The following is an 18,352-nucleotide window of genomic DNA, read 5'->3' on the forward strand; positions in this document are numbered from 1 at the left end:
GTCCATACCTTTGTTACTCAACTACTACCAATGAAAAAAGAAGATGTACCGCAGGATGATGCGAACATACTTGAAGGAAAATTCAAGGTGGTGAAGTATGCCGTGAACGAGAACGGCGAGTACGAGAAAGTGCCAAGTGTAGGCTGGGAGCCAGAGAACGTGGCACTCGAACAGGCGTGGGATGTTGTCCATGAGCAAGTGGATGAAGCCCGGAAAAAAGTAAAAGCCGGGACCCTAAGCACATTGGCCTATCACATGGAGGTCAACATGATGGATGCCGCATTGCTCGGCAAACACACGGGACTTTCCGCACGTGCGGTGAAGAAGCATTTGGAGCCTGCGGAGTTCACGCAACTTGATGCATCTACACTTCAGATCTATGCCGATGCACTGCTCCTTTCTGTTGAAGAGCTGAAGAAATTGCCTGTATGACAAAAGACATTACTGTTCCTTTCGATCACCAACAATCGGCCCATTGCGAAACGGGCGTGATCTCCAATCTGATGCGGTTCCATGGTCTGCGGGTGAGCGAACCCATGGCCTTTGGTATCGGTTCCGGTCTGTTCTATAGCCACATGCCGTTCTTGAAATTGAATGGGATCCCGGTAACCACTTACCGCATCCTGCCAGGGCATATCTTCAAACGTTTCTCCAGGAATATCGGAGTGGAAATGAAGCGTATGTCATTCCGTGATCAGGATGAAGCGATGCGCGAATTGGATCGTGTGCTGGACCAAGGTCTGCCTGTTGGAATGCTCACGAGCGTCTTCTATTTGCCCTACTTGCCCAAGGCATTCCGCTTTCATTTCAATGCGCACAACATCGTGGTATTCGGTCGCAAGGGCGATGAATACCTAGTGAGCGATCCCGTGATGGATGAAACTACGACCATCCACCGCACCGCGTTGATCCGTGCACGTTTTGCCAAGGGAACACCGGATACGAAGGGACGCATGTACTACCCCACGGTCGTGCCAACTGGACCTGATCTGAAGAAGGCCGCCGCCAAAGGTTTGCGACGTGTTGCACGCGATATGGCCACAACTCCGTTGCCGATGTTCGGCGCAAAAGGCATTCCTTATCTCGCCGGGAGATTGCGCAAGTATGAAACCAAATTGGGCAACCGAAGGGCCTTGCTATTTCTGGGGAATCTGATACGCATGCAAGAGGAGATCGGTACCGGTGGTGCAGGTTTCAGGTTCATGTATGCCGCGTTCTTGCAAGAAGCAGCTGCCTTGTTGGAAAAGCCGGAATTGCGCGAAAAGGCCAAGGAAATGACCCGTATTGGTGATCTCTGGCGCGAGTTTGCATTTGAAGCCGGGCGTATGGTAAAGGGCCGCGCGGAAGCCGGTTCAACGTTTGCTTCCATGGCCGATAAATTGGATGTGATCGGTAAGGCGGAACAGATGTTCTTCAAGGACCTGATGCGCATCAGTAAGTGATGCAAGGCAACGTTGATATCCGTGTGCGTGGGGTAGTGAAGAAGTATGGCAACCGCGCTGGTAATGCCGTGGATCATATCGACCTGGATGTACGCTCCGGTGAATTCCTCGGACTTCTTGGTCCGAACGGTGCGGGTAAAACATCGCTGATCTCCATCATCACCGGAGTACGATCGGCATCAGCAGGCAGCGTGTTGATCAAAGATCATGATGTTGCGAACGTTCCTGATGTTGTGCATGAATGCATTGGGTTCGTTCCACAGAACATTGCACTGTACGAGATGCTTACGGCGCGTGAGAATCTTTCTTTTTTCGGAAAGCTGCATGGTATGGGTGCCCTTAAGATCCGTCAGCGAAGTGATCATTTGCTGGAACGAGCTGGCCTGCTTGCCCGCTCGCATGAACGCGTTGGGACATGGAGCGGCGGAATGCAACGGCGATTGAATTTGATCACTGCTTTGCTTCATGAACCCGGGATCGTTTTTTTGGATGAACCTACCGTGGGTATCGACATACAATCGCGTACAGCGATCTGGGTGTTGTTGGAAGAGATCAACAAAGCAGGTACAACGATCGTTTACACCAGTCATCATTTGGAAGAAGCTGCACGGCTTTGCTCCCGCGTGGTGATCATGGATCAAGGCCGTATCGTTGGTGAAGTCACGGATACAAAAGGTCAAGGCGGAACGGAGCGATTGGAAGCGGTTTTCTTAGGGTTGACCGGAATGGAATACCGTGATCATTGACATGACGTCCAGAATCCTCGCCCACATCCAAAAAGAGCTGCTGCTCTTGCTGCGTGATCGCGGTGGATTGGCGCTGCTTTATTTGATGCCCGTGTGCTTGGTGAGCATCATGGCCGTTGTGCAAGATGCGCCGTTCAAGGATTTTTCGGATAAACAGGTGTTGGTGCTCTACCGCGATCTCGATGGAGGTGTGGTCGGCAAACAACTGTTGGAGGGCCTCAACGATGCAGGACCGTTCATGGTAACGGATATCACAGGTGATGCCGGTACTACAGATGCCATTTTTCAAGAACGTGTTCGCACCGGGGAATTCCAGGTGGGTATTACCGTGCCTTCCGGTGTTTCGGAGGTTTTGGTGAAGAGTTCCGATGCTGTGGTGAAGGGGTTGTTCGGACAGATCGCAGGTGATAGTATCACGGCCGCAGAACCGGATAGCGCGTTCGTTGAAGTGCTGATCGACCCCGTGGTAAAAAAGGCATTCCGCGAATTGATGAACGCCCAAGTGAACCGCGTTCTAGCTGGGCTGAGCGCCGACCGGATGCTCCAGGACATGACCACGCAAATGGAAAACCTCACCGGCAATGATCTGGAACCATTGCGTATACAGGAGCCTTTCATCCGCGTGAAACAACGGATGGCCGGCATCGAGTTGAGCGGCACCCACGTAGCAGCCGATTCCACCCAGCACAACGTACCCGCCTGGACCATCTTCGCTATGTTCTTTAGCGTGGTTTTAATGGCCGGTAACATGGTGAAGGAACGAGATAGTGGCATCATGGCACGCATGCTGACCATGCCCGGTGGCGCCGCTGAACGGATCGCTGGTCGGGTGATGGCATTCTTGCTCGTATGTGTGTCACAAGCCACCTTGATATTTGCGATCGGCGTTTTCCTGTTGCCGATCTTAGGGTTGCCCGCATTGGATCTTCAAGCGATCAATTGGTTGATGTTATTGCTCGTGACCTTGGCTGTTGGGGCGGCTGCAACTTCTTACGGTGTTCTGGTCGGTGCATTCTCCACTACGCAACAACAATCGGCCGTATTCGGGTCTACATCCGTGGTGATCCTTTCTGCATTGGGCGGGATCTGGGTGCCACTTTACATTATGCCCAAGGCTATGCGTACCGTTGGGGAATTAACCCCGTTGAACTGGAGCATGGAGGCCTACAACGCAGTGCTGCTACGCGATGGTAACATGGCCGAACTATGGCCATATCTGATGCCGTTGCTGATCTTTACCGCTATCTGCACTGCAGTCGCCATCTTCGCTGAGCGGATTACGAGTCGTAAATGAACAACACGGTACACATTTCTGGTTTGGGTATCATCTCGGCTATTGGGAATGATGTTGCAACCAACTTGGATGCACTGTTGAACGAACGTACCGGAATTGCACCGATCACCCGACTGCAAACACGCCACAGTGAACTCTATCCTGCGGCTGAGGTGAAATTGAGCGATGAGGATCTGGGTATTTTAGCGAATCCACGATCCATGCACGGTTGGACACGCACTGCACTGCTCGGGCTAAAAGCGGTGAAGGAAGCTTTGGCGCACGCAGGGGTTGATCCGCAGCAACCTCGCGTTGGATTTATTTCCGCTTCAACCGCAGGCGGCATGGATAAGTCCGAGCCGATCTATAAGCAACTGTTCGACGATGAATTGCCCGATGATGTGGCACAATACGTAGGCACGCACGACCCCGGTGAACATGCCGAGCGCATCGCTGCTGAGCTTGGTATCACCGGGTTCTTGACGAACATTAGCACCGCGTGTTCTTCTTCCGCGAATGCGATCATGCTCGGGAGCAGAATGATCAAGAGCGGGCAATTGGATGTGGTGATCGCTGGTGGTGCCGATGCACTGTCGCGCTTTACCGTGAACGGTTTCCATAGTTTGATGATCCTGGACAAGGAGCCTTGCCGACCCTTCGATGCAAGCCGCACTGGTTTGAATTTAGGCGAAGCAGCGGCGTACGTGATCCTGGAAAGTGATGTGCATTTGAAAGCCCGAAACGCAAAAAGTTTGGCGCGTGTTACCGGCTACGCAAATCGCAACGAAGCATTTCATGTGACGGCTTCTTCGCCTGAGGGCGATGGCGCTTTGCATGCGATGGAAGATGCATTGAACGTCGCTCAGCTGAAGCCGGAAGCGATCAGTTACATCAACGTACACGGCACCGGAACGTCGAACAACGATGGTTCCGAAGGGCGTGCGTTGCAACGGTTATTTGGCAATTCTATCCCGTCGTTCTCCAGTACGAAAACGTTCACTGGACACACGCTTGGTGCAGCGGGTGCGGTGGAAGCGGTGTATGCAACGCTTGCGATCCAACACAACGTGTGCTTCGCGAATCTTCGCTTCACGGACCCTATGCCTGAAGCTGCTGTAACGCCTGTTTGGCATACGTTACGCGATCAACGGATCGAACATGTACTGAGCAATTCGTTCGGGTTCGGTGGAAACAATTCTTCGCTAGTTATTTCCGCACCGTGATGAAACCGGTCTACATAACCGGTGCTTCTGCGATCTCCCCGCAACCCACCTTCGATCGTGATGATCTGGAGAAAGTGGTTGCTTACGATACCCATCCACTTAACGTGATCGTGCCGGATATTACGGGCTACGTTGATCCCAATCGCGTGCGCCGCATGACACGCCATACGCGCATCGGGTTGATGGCGGCGTTGAATGCACTCAAAAGAGCCGATGTAAAAGAACCCAGTGCCGTGATCATGGGTACCGGCGATGGGTGCAAGGACAGTGTAGCACGCTTTCTTGACAACATGATCGATCACGATGAGACGGTGGCAAATCCTACGGCATTCATCGGTTCCACGCACAACAGTTTGGCCGGGCAGATCGCCATGGCCGTGAATAGCAAAGCATACAATTACACGTACTTGCAACGCGGACTGTCATTCTCCAGTGCGTTGATGGATGGGTTGATGCACGTGGGGTCGGAAGATGCACGCAATGTGTTGGTCGGTGCGGCGGATGTTATTACGCCCGATTTCTATATCACGCACCGCAGAACGGGTCTTTGGAAGAACCACGCGGTAAAGAACCTCGAAGTGCTGAACAGCACCGATAACGGAGCGCTCGCCGGCGAAGGTTCAGCATTCTTCGTGCTCGATAGCGAACCGGGAAAAAATGCAGTTGAGATCCTCGGTGTGGATGCCTTCTTCAAACCCGGAGAAGTACACGTGAAGGACCGCGCGGAAAAACTTTTCGCCAAGAACAATAGAACGTTGAACGATGTGGACCTTGTGCTACTCGGCTACAACGGCGATCACACCCAGGACCGAGCGTATGACACCGTGCGTGCCCAATTCCCGAACGCAACGATAGCGTGCTACAAACCACTGTTCGGTGAATTTTATACGGCCAACGCGCTCGGTGTTTGGATGGGTTACTCCGCGATCCGATCCGGTTCCATTCCGAAGGAGATCGCCATGCAGGGCCGCTCATCCGGCGGGTTCAAGAATGTGTTGATCTACGATCACTACCAACTGAAAGACCACGTGCTAGTAGGATTGGGAGCGGTGTGAGCGCGACCACATTGGACCTTCGCTATTTTTTCAACAAAAAGTACCGATCGTTCAAGATCGATGTACATTCGGTAAAATGTTGTTGCAAGCTCACCATAAAAACTTGCTGCCAAGACTCACATTTGCCTTCGCCTCACACGCGAGCTTTCGAGACTTCGAGACTTCGAGACTTCGAGACTTCGAGACTTCGAGACTTCGAGACTTCGAGACTTCGAAAGAATATGGCTGCTAAAAGTAAGCGCCACACCTTGCATTTCATCCAATAAAAAGCCCCCGATGCGTTAACATCGAGGGCCGATTGCTCATGTCCCACTTAACCCGACTAAAGGAAAACGAAACAGAACAGCGCAAAGATAGAACTTCTCCTCGGCAGCGCCGGGCAGCGTTCCCGAACCAAAGCGGTTCAATTGGGTACCCCACTTAACCTGCGCAGGTAGGGGTTCATCGAAGCAGCAGAGACCGGAACAATGCTATACGGTCAATACGAATAACGAACGAATGTTTTTTTCCGAGACAGAGAACGGAAGGTTCGGCAGCAACAGTTGGTTGCTGCTGGGCTTTCTGTTGTGCTTTGCGATCGCCCCTAGTGCTTCTCAAAACTTAGTGCCGAACCCAAGCTTCGAATTGAACGACACGTGCCCATACACTTTTGGTTTCCAAGGAAATTCTAAACCACTAAACTGGAATGGTTGGAACCAGTCACCGGATTACTTCCACTCTTGTGCAGGTAGTTTAGGTGGTGTGGATACATTAATCTCTGTGCCGCTAAATGGATTTGGGTTTCAGTACCCTATGCATGGGGAGGCTTATGTTGGGATGTATGCATATGGGGCAACTGGAGGAAATGTAGACTACAGGGAGTTCTTAGGATGCCAGCTCATTGAAGCGTTGGTAGTAGGCGAAACGTATGAAATGAGTTGTTACACAAATGTAGCTTTCGGTGGTAACTACTGGGCTCCGACTTGGGCATGCAATAACATGGGAATGCTTTTCACTATGGAACCAAATGTTTGGACTGGAGTTAATCAACCTCCTTTCAACGCAAGGAACTATGCTCATTTGAATAGTTCAATAGTAAACAGTGATACAGTCGATTGGCGTTTGGTGAGTGGTAGTTTCGTAGCTGATAGTGCCTACCAGTATTTGGTGATTGGTAATTTTTTTAGCAATGCGCTTACAGATACGTTCCACATAGTTCCCGGAAATTCGTTGGGTGCATACTATTTCGTTGATGGCGTGTGTGTTCGAAGAAGTGGGCAACCATGTGAGTTTTTAACGACTGTCCCTGAGATCGAAGAAATTGGCACATATGTTTGGCCCAACCCGTCGTCAAACCGAATAAGTGTGAATGTGGATGTTGGCACTGAGTGGCAAGTGTATGATGTTATGGGTAGATTACTTGGGGCAGGTGTTAGTACAAGTACGATACTAGGCATTCCAGTGCAACAATTGGCAAATGGTGAGTACGTCCTGAAATTGGGAAGTATGAATAGAAGACAAGTTCGTTTCGTGGTGATGAAATAGCACATATCCGGTCTTCGACACAAACATCGAAGATCATGAAAAAGAGAGAATTGTTAAGCTGCATAGTAGCTATGACGCTTGCGCTAAATGTGAGTGCACAACCGCCGGATTGGAACACAGCCGGAAATTTTATTAATGGAGTCGAGTGGTTCGGAGCGGACAATCTCAGCATTGTACCCCTTCAGATTCGCCACGATGCAAGCGACCAGCCCATCGACTTTTACACAGCGCAGTTGTTTCGAGCACGGATCAACCCTACGAGAACTTTTTCGTTGAACGGCTTTACGAATGCACCTGCACATGGTTTTACGTTGATCAGTCCGGATAATACGTTCTTAAGCGGCCTAGCTGGCAGTCCGTACAGTAGGTTACATCTAGCAGAGGGCGTAACAGGAAACGCCTCACCACATGGCTACAGGCTTTGGCAACGCAATGGTATAACCTTCACCGGTAATGATGACCATGGTTACGTGGGGCACAAATACGGAAGTCAGGACGTTTCCGACATGGTGATCCAATGGAGCGATAACCCTGGTTTTGTACGGGCCGACCGAATGCGTTTCATTTTTACATCTGAATATTTGGTGGGAACACCAACCGGTATGAATTCATTGGAAGGGTTGGAAGGCATGCGTCTTTGGCCAAAGAATGATCAAGAGATCAACGTAGGTATCGGCGATTTTAATGCGATAAGTGGTGAACCCCTCGATCGTTTGGATGTTGGGAGTGGGAAAGTTCGTATTCGGCAATTACCAAGCGACGCTGTAAGTAATAGCGACGAGGTAGTGATGGTGGATATGGCAACTGGGTTGCTAGAGCACCGCCCGGCAACCGACTTGCCGGGTACTTGTGAATGGACACTTCCGGGTGGCGCAGGAACGAATTCGAATGTTGCTACTGCTTATCCAGGGAATCCAGGTTGCCCGCAAGGAGATCGTGCGGTTGGTATTGGTATATGGAACCCACTATATAAGCTTGATGTAAAACATTCGGCTGCTGATGCGAACTTTAGTGGAGGTCTAAAGGTGAATTACCTAGGGAACTCAGCCGGGATTACTTATGGAATCAATACCGTAGTTCAACCATTGGCTGGTTCCAGCATGGGTATTGTGACAGGGATAAGGTCAAGTGTAACGGGGGTTGAAAATATCGGAACAGCAATAAGTGGAGAGGTCACAGCCCAAGCAATCGGTGGTGCATCAACTGAAATTGTTGGTGTCACAGGTTTAGCAAATTGCCCAACGAGCGGAACGCTAACAAAGGCTTCTGGAACTAGAGGCGCGGTGGCTACCGTTGCGGGTGGTACTATGACGAATGCATGGGGTTTGCATGGTTTGGTCAATGGTGCAGGAACCATTGGAAGTGGCTATGGATTGCATGCGGAATCGAATGGAGCAAATGGAAATATCGCCAACAGTTATGGTGTAAACTCTAAGGGAGTTAACGGAACCGCGTTTAATTATGCGTACAAGGGTGTGGCAATTGGTGGTGATGGTACTACTAATTACGGTGCCCTGGTGTCTGCGACTGGCCCGGCCGGATCGATAAACTACGGTGTTTACGCAATAGCGCCAACTAACACCACGAGTTGGGCAGGATATTTTCAAGGTCATGTGCGCATTCAAGGCAACTTACACGTCACTGGAACGATAACAACTTCTGACGAAAGTCTCAAAACAGACGTGCAAGAGATTACGGATCCCATGGAAATAATTCGGCAATTACGTCCGACTACTTACCAGTTCTTGACCGACCAAAATCCTTACCTAAACCTGCCAACTGGGTTGCAACGTGGTTTTATTGCACAAGAGGTAGAGAATGTCTTGCCAGATGTTGTGCATGACGTACATATCACTCCTGTGTTGGACATAGAGACGAATGAAGTTTTAGCAGAAGAAAGGGTAATTAAAGGTATTAATTACACATCTATCATACCCGTAGTCGTGGCTGCAATGCAGGAGCAAGATACCAGGATCGCCGAACAAGATGCTCAACTTGCCGATGCTCAAGCCACCAATGATGCATTGAATGATCAATTGCAACAGGTCATGGATCGGTTGGATGCAATGGAGCAGAGTGTTTCAAATTGCTGCGCAGACCGTGGGGCATTGCAGAATGGTGGTGTAGAGATCGATGAAAAATCGTTGAACTCAAATGACCGTTACCTCCGCATTGCGCCTAATCCATTCGAAACACAAACTACAGTCTACTACCAGCTGGAACAAGGTGGTCGTATGCAACTCATGGTCAACAGCGCCAATGGAAAAGAGTTACGCCAATTACATGAAGCCAATTTGGAACAAGGCAATTACCAGTACGAGTGGAACACCGGTGATCTAGCGCCAGGTGTATACTACGTAACGTTATTGATGGATGGTAAGCCTGTGACCGAACGTGCGGTGAAGATCAATTAAAATATACTGCTCAGGTAACGAACGGCCCGGAGCATATCGCTTCGGGCCGTTCGTTATTAGTGGGTCAGTGGCAACAACATGGCTTAACTTTCTATTCACCCTTCACTCATCACCATTCACCATATATAGCCCCCACCGCGAAGGTCGTTCACCCCAACTGTACCACTGCAACAATTGTTCATTCAAAGCGGTTTCCGTGGTCGTGATCAGTTCAAGATCCACGTTGGCGTTTTCGTTGATCAACGCAGCGTCAGCTTCGTGTGCCACAACGTATTTCGTTACATGAAAGGTCGTATCGATCCGTGAGCGATCGAACGAAGTTTGTACTAACCCGTCCGGTAAGTAGAAGTGGGGGAGTCGAACGCGCCACGAGTCGATACCGCCAATGATGTAGGTGATCTCTGTTTCCGGTCCCGGCTTGAGTTCGTGTAACTTCTTGGCCAATGCCACACGCCCATTTCCTGCCGGGCTGCTGCCAACAACAAACAACGCCATCAAGTTAAATAGGACCAGCACTCCAAGTCCTGCTATACCGATCACGCGCACGGATCTGTTCTCGAAAATGCTGCTCCATTCGCGGTAGCCAGCAATCAGGATCCACGGTACACAAAATGCCAACGGGTACAGGAACCGCAACTCTTTGTGAGGGATGAAGGTGTGTACTACAACGAACGGAACAATGATCCAGACCAACAGATGCCGCGGGTGTTTGAATGCGAGTTTGAGAAATGCTAAAAGGATGCAGATCCCGATGGGCGGTACGCAGTATTTCACGATCCAGGGCGCGTAGTAATACCACGGCAACGTGTCGAATACATGTCCGGGATCACCTTGCACTGCCATGGAAAAATAACGCCATGCGCTGCATGTTGGGATTCCGTAGAACAGGGAGTCGATCCCGATCGTGAGAAGCATCAGAGCAAGCGCAGCTCCCGTAAATTCCAAGAAGATGCTGCGCGGTTCGTTCTGTACCCGCCACAACCAACCCACAAAGCCCAATACCGCAAACACCATCGGCACGCGCACCCAGATGGAGAGCGCCATCAATAATCCAGCATGCACGGCCCACCAGCGGCTGCGGTCGGTTCTTAATGCAGCGGTGAGGCCCATCATGAACAGCAGCCCCGACCATGTTTCGGAACTGAAACGGACCATTAGGAATGGCAAGAACCACAAGAAGTATGAGAGCAGAATGAATCCCTTTTGAAGAACATCCGGTACACTCGGCAGAACCGCGCGTATAAAACCCGTTATCGCTAATAGCGCGATCAACGCCGTTAACACCCGAAGCAAGAATGCCTTGGTGAATGGACTGGAAACTCCAAGCACATCCGCAGTAGAAAAGATACCCATTGCGACCCACGGCAGACCCGTTGCACGGATCCTCGCTTCATACTCCCACGCACGTTCATGCTCCGGTAGGTCGCCCATCCGGTACTCCGCAAACCCGATCACCTGATGATGCTCGTCCTCACCGTGATACCCTACACTGAACCACGCCGTGATCAGATAGAGCACCAACGCCCCCAGAAAAACCCAACGATGGAAATAGGTGTTGATGGCTTTGTGGTATTGAGTAAGATGGTACAGGGTAACTGGTACAGGGTATTGAGTACCCTATACCCTGTACTCAATACCCTATACCAACTATGCTTTCTGCATTCCCTCATTCAGCGCAGCCATGAACAGCTCACTGGTAAGGTAATGTTCAGGCTTAACGGCATCGCCATGGATACATACCGCAAGATCCTTGGTCATTTTGCCGGATTCCACGGTCCTGATGCAAACGGATTCCAACTTGTTCGCGAAGTCGATCAGCTCTTGGTTGCCATCCAACTTGCCACGGAACGCCAAGCCACGGGTCCAAGCGAAAATGCTCGCAATGGGATTGGTGCTTGTTGGCTTGCCTTGCTGGTGCTGGCGGTAGTGTCGGGTAACCGTGCCGTGCGCTGCTTCAGCCTCCATGGTCTTGCCATCGGGTGTCATCAGTACGCTGGTCATAAGCCCTAACGATCCGAAGCCTTGCGCAACGGTATCACTTTGCACATCGCCGTCGTAGTTCTTGCACGCCCAAATGAAGCCACCGCTCCATTTCATTGCGGAAGCTACCATGTCATCGATCAAACGGTGTTCATAGGTAATGCTTGCTTTGGCAAAATCGGTTTTGTAATTTTTCTGGTAGATGTCTTCGAAGATGTCCTTGAACCTTCCGTCGTATTTCTTAAGGATGGTGTTCTTGGTGCTCAAGTAAAGGGGCCATTTCTTGGCCAACGCCAGGTTGAAGCAGCTATGCGCAAATCCTTCGATGCTCTCGTCGGTATTGTACATGCTCAAGGCAACACCGCTACCTTGGAATTGATACACTTCCCAGTTCTGGGGCGTGCTACCATCTTCCGGAGTAAAGGTCATAGTGAGCTTGCCTTTGCCTTTGATCACGGCATCCGTAGCGCGGTACTGGTCACCGAATGCATGGCGACCAATGACGATCGGCTTGGTCCAGCCCGGTACCAAACGCGGAATATTGCTGATCACGATCGGCTCACGGAAAACGGTTCCACCCAAGATGTTGCGGATGGTCCCGTTCGGGCTACGCCACATCTGTTTCAATCCGAATTCGGTCACACGTTCTTCATCCGGAGTAATGGTCGCGCACTTGATCCCAACGTTGTGTTTCTTGATCGCATTGGCGGCATCGATGGTCACTTGATCCTCTGTTGCATCCCGGTTCTCAATGCTCAGATCGTAGTATTCGATAGGTACATCCACATAAGGAAGGATCAGTTGATCTTTGATCCACTTCCAAATGATCCGCGTCATTTCATCACCATCCAATTCCACTACGGGGTTGTTCACCTTGATCTTCGACATGCTACTACGTTCTATGTTTTCTCCTGTATTTGGGCCGCGAAGGTAAGTGGTGAGGGTGGATCGGGCGGCATGGTAAGATCACGTGGATCCATAGCGTGTTGGACAGGTTATTTCCCTTGCACACCGTTCACGAATTTCCCCTTTTCGTAATAGTCCCGATAGATCACGTTTCCCACTTTATCGTAATAAACGAATTCTCCTTCCGCATAGCCCATGTTATAATGTCCGGTGTATCCTTGCAGACCATTGTTCCATAGCACCGTGAACTCTCCATGCGGTCTACCGTTGATGCAAGTGGTCGAGTACTGGCCTCTTCCCATTTGGAAAACGGTCGTGTATTCACCATTGAACAGAACGCCTGTCGAGTCGCGGAGTATATGCTCTCCAAAGAATTTGCCTTTGCGGAATCCCTTGGTCCATTCCGGTTTGCCATTCGGATGATACGAATACGCTTTTCCATCGATCTCACCAAAGCGGTAAGGCCAGATCTCATGCACCCTACCATCCGGATAGTAAGTGGTGTTGGAACCGTGTTTCAATCCGTCCTTGTATTCCATGACCATGGTCTTAAGGCCATCTTCATCATACACGATCACCGGTCCGTTCAATTGCTGGTTTTCATACGAAGCACTGTATTTGAGCACTCCCGTCGAATCGTAATAGGAGACCGGATAGATCGGTTTTTCGCGCTTATCACGTTGGAACACACCGTACATACCGTTCTTGGTCAGCATCGTATCGACGCGTTGTCCGAATACGAAAAGCGTCGCGACCAAAGACCAAATGACTGCTGTGGCTCTTGATTTCATCATCTGAAAAATTGCATTGGAAGATCCGCTGTATTTCCAACCTTCATGCTTGGCTACCCAAGATCCAGATCCAACTCCTTTTGCAGAAGGAACAACGCTGGATTTTTCTCTGCCATCAGTTTGAACTTATCCAAGGTGGTGTAGCGCGGTTTGGTAACGATCTTTTCCTTGATCACTTCCATCTCCAACGCCATGTCACCCATCTGCCGCCGTAAATAACCCAAAAGCTCCGGTTTCTCCGTGCGCATGTAGTTCTCCTGGACGTTGTTAACCACAGCGAACGTGATCTTGCTGATACCTACCGCTTGAGGTTCACGACCCGCTAGCGTGGAAGCAACACTGATCTTGCCTTCATTCTTGATCTTCGCAGTATAATCCCGCCACACTTTCAGCAACAGCGCTGGATTGACCTCCTTTTTAGCGATCAATGCATCAGAGCCATGCTCCGTATCCACCGATGCGGCCATCTCTGGTTCCGTTTCCGCAACGGCTTCCATGGAACGTTTAATGCTCACTTGACCGGCCAACCTTCGTTTGGGAACGTAATTATCCGACCGTGGGCTGCTCGCCGAAATTGGTGCGGTTACTTCTTCCGCTGGGGTTGGTGGTTCTTGCTCCGGGAGCGGCTCCGCTACCACGTTTACCGTTGCATTACCGTTCGTTTCGGATCGTACACGCCCATTAGTTGGCGCTACCGCTACGTCAGGACTTTTTTTTTGTGCTTCCGGTAGTGCGGAACTCGGCTGTGGTGCAGCCACTGTAGCGGCAACATTCACGTTGCACAATTGGATCAATGCAAGCTCAACCAGTAGTCGTGGTTCCTTGCTCAACTTGTATTGGGTGTCGGTCTGTGCCAACTTATCCAATCCTTGTATGATCAACGCTCGGTCTGCCGCTTGCGCTTGCTCGCCGTAACGCTTGGTAAGATCTTCACTTACTTCCAGCAACGGTAATGTCCGTGGATCTTGGCTCACGAGCAGATCGCGGAAATGCCGACCAAGTCCGGTAACGAACAAATGCCCATCGAAGCCTTGTTGCAGAATGCTGTTGTACTCGACCAACGCGGCAGCGCTATCGCCAGCAATGATGTTATCCGTGATCCGGAAATAGTGCTCGTGATCAAGTACGTTCAAATTGCTCAGAACATCCTTGTAGGTCAATGTGTTCCCAGCGAAACTCACCAACTGGTCGAAAATGCTCAATGCATCGCGCAGGCCGCCATCCGCTTTTTTGGCAATGGTGTGCAAGGCTTGTGGCTCGGCCGTAATGCCTTCTTTAGTTGCAATATCGCTTAAGTGCTTGCTGATGTCCGCCACAGTGATCCGCCGGAAATCAAAAACTTGGCAGCGACTTAAAATTGTGGGTATGATCTTGTGCTTCTCCGTGGTTGCCAAAATGAAAATTGCATAGCTTGGTGGCTCTTCCAAAGTTTTCAAAAATGCATTGAAAGCTTGGGGACTTAGCATGTGTACCTCGTCAATGATGTACACCTTCTTGGCACCCACTTGCGGTGCAATACTTACTTGCAAGATCAAGCTTCGGATATCTTCTACACTGTTATTGCTGGCGGCATCCAGCTCGAAGATGTTGAGGCTATGTCCATCATCCATGTCCTTGCAGGGAGCGCAGGTGCCGCAGGCCTCCACGTTCGCGCTCAGGTTCTCGCAGTTGATGGTCCGGGCCAGAATGCGCGCACACGTGGTCTTGCCCACACCGCGTGGCCCGGTGAACAGGAACGCTTGCGCGAGATGATCGCTTTTAATGGCATTCTTCAATGTGCCGGTAACGGCCTCTTGCCCAACGACCGTATCAAAGGTGGCTGGCCGGTACTTTCTGGCACTAACAACGAACTGCTCCATGGATCGCAGCGAAGGTACACGCCACAAAGTGCCCAACGAAGGATAGATCTTAACAGGTGTGGAAAAGGGTGGTTATTCAACCACAAATGCACTACCAGCTAGCCATGTTGTGCCATCGGTAAGGTGGAGGTAGTACATTCCGGTTTGGAGGTGTGTGATTAATGAAGTGTGCATAGTGATCGGGGTCATAGGCACGCATTTGTCCTTGGTGGGCAAGTTGACAGCTAACATTGATTTTTATATCTAAATACCCGAAATTCAGATACTTAGGTCGATTCGCTGTTTGCGGAGAGGTAGGTCTCGCCGCAATTGACCATTCCACATTCTACATTCTTCATTCTAAATTCCTCCGGCATCCCTTACATTTGCGCCCCAATTTCAACCTAACAACATGACCAATAGGTACGAAACCGTCTTCATTTTAACTCCCGTTTTGTCTGAGGACCAGACAAAGGAGACGGTAAAAAAATTCAAAGACCTGATCAAAGCAGGCAATGGCACGGTCCGCCATGAAGAGAACTGGGGGATGCGCAAACTTGCATATCCCATCCAGAAGAAGTCAACCGGCTTCTACTACCTGTTCGAGTTCGATTGCGAAGCTGAACTTATCGCGAAGCTCGAAACTGAATTCCGCCGCGATGAACGTGTTATCCGCTTCCTCACGATCGTGATGGACAAGCACCACGTTGATTTCGCAGAGAAACACCGCACCAAAGCGGTGAAGAAAGAACCCGTTGAATCCCTAAAAGCGTAATAAGATGGCATCAGACAACGAGATCCGTTACCTAACGCCGATCGCTATTGAAACGAACAAGGAGAAGTACTGTCGTTTCAAGAAGATGGGGATCACCTACATCGACTACAAGGACGCAGACTTTTTGCTTCGTTTCGTGAACGAACAAGGCAAGATCCTTCCTCGCCGGTTGACCGGTACAAGCCTTAAGTATCAGCGTAAAGTTGGTCAAGCGATCAAGCGTAGCCGCCATTTGGCGCTAATGCCGTACGTGGCCGACATGCTTAAATAAGAACTACGACAATGGAGATCATCCTAAAACAAGACGTAGAACATTTGGGCTACGCGAATGATGTGGTAAAAGTGAAGGAAGGGTACGCCCGTAACTTCCTCTTGCCACGTGGTTTGGCGATCAGCGCCACGCCAAGCGAAAAGAAGCAATTGGCCGAGACCTTGAAACAACGCGCTCACAAAGAGGCGAAGATCAAGGACGAAGCCATCAAGATCGCTGACGGACTGGAGAACAAGACTTTGAAGATCGGTGCGAAAGCAGGTGAAGCAGGGAAGATCTTCGGTAGCGTTAACACCATCCAGATCGCCGATGCCATCCGCGCACTCGGTTTCGAGGTGGACCGTAAGAACATCAAACTGAAAGGTGAAGCCATCAAGAACCTCGGTAAATACGAGGCGGAGGTTGTGTTCCACCGCGATGTGATCCGCACCATTCCTTTCGATGTAGTGGAGGAGTGATCCTGAATAGAAATACGAAATAGAAAAGGGCCTTTCGGGGCCCTTTTTATATTTCAAGTAGTCGTGATCGTTCTATGTCAAGATCATGTTCTGCGGTTGGATCGGCGCTGGAATATCGCGTTCATCCAGCATCTCGCGCAGATCGATCTCGATGGTCCGAGTGAGTGCAGTGATCGGCACGTCGTTCACGCTACCCTCGAACGGGTTCTCGGTGCTTTCGCCAATGCGCTCGATCATGTTGAACACCCAAGCGACCAATGCGCTGAAGGGTATGGTCATCCATACGAAGCCCTCACCAAGTTTTGCGAATTCGCCTAACATCCCGAAGGGAACCATGAAAACGAACAAACGCACGAACATCAGGTTCAGTGTAGCAAATTGCCGGGGGTAAGGAAAATTCTTGATCCGTTCGCATTTACCCTGATGGTCGTACAGGGTAACCAACATTCCTTGCATCTCCATATGACGGAAGTCCTCGATCAAGCCTTGGTCCAACAGTTCGCGTAATGCCTTGCTTTGGTAGGCGATCAACTGTGTGGCAACATTGCTCTTTGCTAGCACACTGGCTTTTTCCGTAGAAGGGATCAGCCCTTCCAATACAGCTTCCAATTTGGTATGGCTCTCGTCCAGTTTATACCATTTGTCCACATATTCCTTGTTATAGGATTTGATCATGTGTTCCCATGGTTTCGGTAAGCGCAACTGGAACCGCAAGGCATGCAACCAGGCAATATGGCGGTGAATAAGGGCTGTCCGTACGGCATGCAAAGTCTCTTCAGATACAGGGGACGTAGCGTGTTTCGCTGTCACGAGATCCTTCGCCATGATACCCCAGGCACGGCTGCTATTCACGATGCCACCGTAGATCTTTCGCGCTTCCCAAAGCCGATCATACGAAGCGTTGTTCTTGAATCCTGTTATGAACGCCACAGCCGTGCCGATCATGGCGATCGGAACCCATGGGATGGATAGCCATGTCCATCCGAGATAGTGGTAGAGGATGGTAGGGATGGACGCAGAGATCAGGAAGAATAGGATATCTCTCCGTGTCCAGCGAATGACCTCAGTGAATGTGTATCTACGTCCAGCGTGCATGATGGTTTATTACGGGTCGCAATGTACAGGTGGAATAATGATGATCATCATGCCCTCAGGTCACATATTGGACCTAAATTTGGCCCGATGGTGCGTGCATCCGGTTTAGCAGTGCTTCTCATGTTCATGGGTATGCTCGTTGCGCCGTTGGCTGTCTTGGTGGAATTTCATGTGCATCGGGCACAGATCGAAAAGGAACTGTGTGTGCAGCGCGATGTTGTCGAGACCATGCGTACATGCCATGGCGAATGCCAACTTTCCAAACGCTTCAATGCGCTGGAGCAAGAATCCCAGAAAGAGTTCCCTGTAGAACGTATAAGCGTACGATTGGAACCACAGGTACCCGTTGCGCATGCACCCGCTTTGTTGCTTTTCAGCGTTGAAGAACGCTTATTCCCTGATCTGGATGCAGCGGTATCCACAGGGTTCCCACCGACTTCTGAGCCAGTGCCGTGGCTATCGTAATACAAGGCCCTACTCCGGGCTTTTAGGTCGATGATAACGATGTATTGAGCGGAACGGTTCACGCTATGGAAATATATGTGCCGAGCGCTCTTGCCC

17 protein-coding genes are annotated in these 18,352 nt (G+C 50.5%); 12 read left to right on the plus strand and 5 right to left on the minus strand.

The window, feature by feature from the left end:
* Positions 1–30: 30 nt before the first annotated feature.
* From IPF95_08800 to IPF95_08835, 8 genes are all read left to right on the plus strand, one after another.
* Complete coding sequence (locus IPF95_08800; protein MBK6474798.1) at positions 31–432, plus strand: hypothetical protein; 402 nt, start codon at positions 31–33, stop codon at positions 430–432.
* Positions 433–440: 8 nt separating this feature from the next.
* A complete protein-coding gene (locus tag IPF95_08805; protein MBK6474799.1) occupies positions 441–1,442 on the plus strand; it encodes a BtrH N-terminal domain-containing protein in 1,002 nt (333 codons plus the stop codon).
* Positions 1,442–2,188 (plus strand): ABC transporter ATP-binding protein, encoded by a 747-nt coding sequence (locus IPF95_08810; protein ID MBK6474800.1) that lies wholly within the window; start codon positions 1,442–1,444, stop codon positions 2,186–2,188. The genes IPF95_08805 and IPF95_08810 overlap by 1 nt, the downstream gene beginning before the upstream one ends.
* A gap of 1 nt (position 2,189) precedes the next feature.
* Positions 2,190–3,482, plus strand: a complete 1,293-nt coding sequence (locus IPF95_08815) for an ABC transporter permease (GenBank protein MBK6474801.1) — start codon at positions 2,190–2,192, stop codon at positions 3,480–3,482.
* Positions 3,479–4,684, plus strand: a complete 1,206-nt coding sequence (locus IPF95_08820) for a beta-ketoacyl-[acyl-carrier-protein] synthase family protein (protein MBK6474802.1) — start codon at positions 3,479–3,481, stop codon at positions 4,682–4,684. Before IPF95_08815 ends, IPF95_08820 begins: the two co-directional genes overlap by 4 nt.
* Positions 4,684–5,739 (plus strand): beta-ketoacyl synthase chain length factor, encoded by a 1,056-nt coding sequence (locus tag IPF95_08825; protein ID MBK6474803.1) that lies wholly within the window; start codon positions 4,684–4,686, stop codon positions 5,737–5,739. Before IPF95_08820 ends, IPF95_08825 begins: the two co-directional genes overlap by 1 nt.
* Positions 5,740–6,651: 912 nt before the next feature.
* Positions 6,652–7,263 (plus strand): T9SS type A sorting domain-containing protein, encoded by a 612-nt coding sequence (locus tag IPF95_08830; protein MBK6474804.1) that lies wholly within the window; start codon positions 6,652–6,654, stop codon positions 7,261–7,263.
* Between the two features lie 35 nt (positions 7,264–7,298).
* Positions 7,299–9,677 carry a tail fiber domain-containing protein gene (locus tag IPF95_08835; protein MBK6474805.1) on the plus strand — a complete coding sequence of 793 codons (2,379 nt, stop codon included), beginning with the start codon at positions 7,299–7,301 and terminating at the stop codon, positions 9,675–9,677.
* A 102-nt stretch (positions 9,678–9,779) separates the two neighbouring features.
* Here IPF95_08835 and IPF95_08840 read toward each other — a convergent pair whose 3' ends face one another.
* From IPF95_08840 to IPF95_08855, 4 genes are all read right to left on the minus strand, one after another.
* Positions 9,780–11,195, minus strand: a complete 1,416-nt coding sequence (locus IPF95_08840; protein ID MBK6474806.1) for a hypothetical protein — start codon at positions 11,193–11,195, stop codon at positions 9,780–9,782.
* 129 nt (positions 11,196–11,324) lie between these two features.
* Positions 11,325–12,545: an isocitrate dehydrogenase (NADP(+)) gene (locus tag IPF95_08845; protein ID MBK6474807.1), complete on the minus strand. Its 1,221-nt coding sequence runs from the start codon at positions 12,543–12,545 to the stop codon at positions 11,325–11,327.
* 107 nt (positions 12,546–12,652) lie between these two features.
* On the minus strand, positions 12,653–13,357 hold the full coding sequence (locus tag IPF95_08850; protein ID MBK6474808.1) for a hypothetical protein: 705 nt from the start codon (positions 13,355–13,357) through the stop codon (positions 12,653–12,655).
* A gap of 50 nt (positions 13,358–13,407) precedes the next feature.
* Complete coding sequence (locus IPF95_08855) at positions 13,408–15,213, minus strand: DNA polymerase III subunit gamma/tau (protein ID MBK6474809.1); 1,806 nt, start codon at positions 15,211–15,213, stop codon at positions 13,408–13,410.
* A 391-nt stretch (positions 15,214–15,604) separates the two neighbouring features.
* Between IPF95_08855 and IPF95_08860 the strand changes: the two genes are divergently transcribed.
* Genes IPF95_08860 through IPF95_08870 form a run of 3 tightly spaced genes read left to right on the plus strand, consistent with a single transcriptional unit; the run spans position 15,605 to position 16,696 of the window.
* Entirely contained in the window at positions 15,605–15,967 is a 363-nt protein-coding gene (locus tag IPF95_08860) for a 30S ribosomal protein S6 (GenBank protein MBK6474810.1), read from the plus strand.
* 4 nt (positions 15,968–15,971) lie between these two features.
* A complete protein-coding gene (locus IPF95_08865; GenBank protein MBK6474811.1) occupies positions 15,972–16,238 on the plus strand; it encodes a 30S ribosomal protein S18 in 267 nt (88 codons plus the stop codon).
* Between the two features lie 11 nt (positions 16,239–16,249).
* The gene (locus IPF95_08870) at positions 16,250–16,696 is read left to right on the plus strand and encodes a 50S ribosomal protein L9 (GenBank protein MBK6474812.1); all 447 of its coding nucleotides are present in this window, start codon (positions 16,250–16,252) and stop codon (positions 16,694–16,696) included.
* Between the two features lie 72 nt (positions 16,697–16,768).
* On the opposite strand, the gene IPF95_08875 is transcribed toward IPF95_08870, so the two are convergent.
* Positions 16,769–17,791, minus strand: a complete 1,023-nt coding sequence (locus IPF95_08875; protein MBK6474813.1) for a multidrug transporter — start codon at positions 17,789–17,791, stop codon at positions 16,769–16,771.
* Positions 17,792–17,878: 87 nt separating this feature from the next.
* Between IPF95_08875 and IPF95_08880 the strand changes: the two genes are divergently transcribed.
* On the plus strand, positions 17,879–18,256 hold the full coding sequence (locus tag IPF95_08880) for a hypothetical protein (GenBank protein MBK6474814.1): 378 nt from the start codon (positions 17,879–17,881) through the stop codon (positions 18,254–18,256).
* Positions 18,257–18,352: the final 96 nt, after the last annotated feature.

It is taken from the genome of Flavobacteriales bacterium (assembly GCA_016704485.1).
In the GTDB taxonomy this organism is placed as follows: Bacteria; Bacteroidota; Bacteroidia; order Flavobacteriales_F; family PHOS-HE28; genus PHOS-HE28.

Coding starts and splice junctions, on each gene's coding strand:
- IPF95_08800 (MBK6474798.1), top strand. CDS start 31: ATGAAAAAAGAAGATGTACCGCAGGATGATGCGAACATACTTGAAGGA.
- IPF95_08810 (MBK6474800.1), top strand. CDS start 1,442: ATGCAAGGCAACGTTGATATCCGTGTGCGTGGGGTAGTGAAGAAGTAT.
- IPF95_08815 (MBK6474801.1), top strand. CDS start 2,190: ATGACGTCCAGAATCCTCGCCCACATCCAAAAAGAGCTGCTGCTCTTG.
- IPF95_08820 (MBK6474802.1), top strand. CDS start 3,479: ATGAACAACACGGTACACATTTCTGGTTTGGGTATCATCTCGGCTATT.
- IPF95_08825 (MBK6474803.1), top strand. CDS start 4,684: ATGAAACCGGTCTACATAACCGGTGCTTCTGCGATCTCCCCGCAACCC.
- IPF95_08830 (MBK6474804.1), top strand. CDS start 6,652: ATGAGTTGTTACACAAATGTAGCTTTCGGTGGTAACTACTGGGCTCCG.
- IPF95_08835 (MBK6474805.1), top strand. CDS start 7,299: ATGAAAAAGAGAGAATTGTTAAGCTGCATAGTAGCTATGACGCTTGCG.
- IPF95_08845 (MBK6474807.1), bottom strand. CDS start 12,545: ATGTCGAAGATCAAGGTGAACAACCCCGTAGTGGAATTGGATGGTGAT.
- IPF95_08850 (MBK6474808.1), bottom strand. CDS start 13,357: ATGATGAAATCAAGAGCCACAGCAGTCATTTGGTCTTTGGTCGCGACG.
- IPF95_08855 (MBK6474809.1), bottom strand. CDS start 15,213: ATGGAGCAGTTCGTTGTTAGTGCCAGAAAGTACCGGCCAGCCACCTTT.
- IPF95_08860 (MBK6474810.1), top strand. CDS start 15,605: ATGACCAATAGGTACGAAACCGTCTTCATTTTAACTCCCGTTTTGTCT.
- IPF95_08865 (MBK6474811.1), top strand. CDS start 15,972: ATGGCATCAGACAACGAGATCCGTTACCTAACGCCGATCGCTATTGAA.
- IPF95_08870 (MBK6474812.1), top strand. CDS start 16,250: ATGGAGATCATCCTAAAACAAGACGTAGAACATTTGGGCTACGCGAAT.
- IPF95_08875 (MBK6474813.1), bottom strand. CDS start 17,791: ATGCACGCTGGACGTAGATACACATTCACTGAGGTCATTCGCTGGACA.
- IPF95_08880 (MBK6474814.1), top strand. CDS start 17,879: ATGGTGCGTGCATCCGGTTTAGCAGTGCTTCTCATGTTCATGGGTATG.